This window comes from Komagataeibacter intermedius TF2 (assembly GCF_000964425.1).
Classification (GTDB): Bacteria; Pseudomonadota; Alphaproteobacteria; order Acetobacterales; family Acetobacteraceae; genus Komagataeibacter; species Komagataeibacter intermedius.
The window spans coordinates 1-1,098 of the sequence record NZ_BANF01000422.1 but is presented as its reverse complement, the minus strand read 5'-3'; the positions used below and the strand labels follow the sequence as shown (position 1 = coordinate 1,098).

The window sequence follows — 1,098 nt, the reverse complement described above, 5'->3', positions numbered from 1 at the left end:
TTGTGTCAGGTAGACATGGGTGCCCCGACGAACGATCGCCTCATTGCTGGGAAGATTGACCTGTAGAAGACGACTCTGCTGATCGTCCGTAAACCGACATCCTGATCACGTTGGGGGCACGTGACGATTCTGACGATGACCTGGTGCAAGACGGATTACAGGTACAGTTTGAGCCAGACATGTTTCCTCATTCCCTGCGGCTTGATGCGACAGATAAGCTAGAGCATGTTAGGCCTTGAATGACGGAACGGACTGCATGGCTGTTTATGATGAGCATGATGCAGTCTGTTTTTTCCGATACCGCATGGTCCGTCTGGGAGCCTCTGATTGAGGAAGTCCGTCCGAAGGGAAAGACCCCGCCGAAGAACCTTCGTCGGACGATATCCGCGATTTTCTAGCAGCATCAGAACGGTGCGAAATGGCGTGCGCTACCACCTGAATTTGGCCCCTGGTGGATTGCGGCGCAACTGTTCATCCGGTGGGCAAAGTTCGGCGTCTGGCAGCATTTCTTTAAAAAGGTCAGAGATAGAGATCCAGCCTTGAGTATGGTCTTTCTCGATGGCACGACGATCTATGCCCATCACAAGGCGGCCGGGGCCGTCAAAAAGGGGGGCACAGAAAACACCGAAAAGATTGTGAAGCGCGTGGCCGCTCACGTGGAGGATTTGGTACCAAGGTCTGCGGAGCAGCAGATGGTCATGGCAGGGCATTGTCTTTCACGCTTTCGCCCGGTCAGGCACATGAACTGCCGTGCGCCTATGGCCTGCTCGATGACCTGCCGCACCCACCAATCCATGTCGTCTGTGATCGTGGGTATGCCTCGCACAAATTCCGTGAGTATCTATGGAACAGGGGAGGCGTCCTGTCATCCCGCCACGGAAAAATGATCCTCCAGTCGCCTGTCCCAAATGGGCTTACAGGCATCTGCTCGAAAACCTGTGGGCAAGGCTCAAGGAATGGCGGGCTGTCGCAACCCGATACGAGAAGACAGCCTCATCCTTCCTCTCCGTCATTCTCATCGCTGCCACAGCAGACTACATCAAGATCTAACAGGCCCTAGCAGCCTGTCGGGTTGGGCATTTTGCGGCTGATAACGCC

At 54.9% G+C, this 1,098-nt stretch carries 1 pseudogene; it reads left to right on the top strand.

The annotated features are described in order from the left end of the window. The first annotated feature begins 278 nt into the window (after nucleotides 1–278). Nucleotides 279–1,050 (top strand): annotated as a pseudogene (locus B7449_RS17865) (IS5 family transposase). The last annotated feature ends 48 nt before the right edge of the window (nucleotides 1,051–1,098 follow it).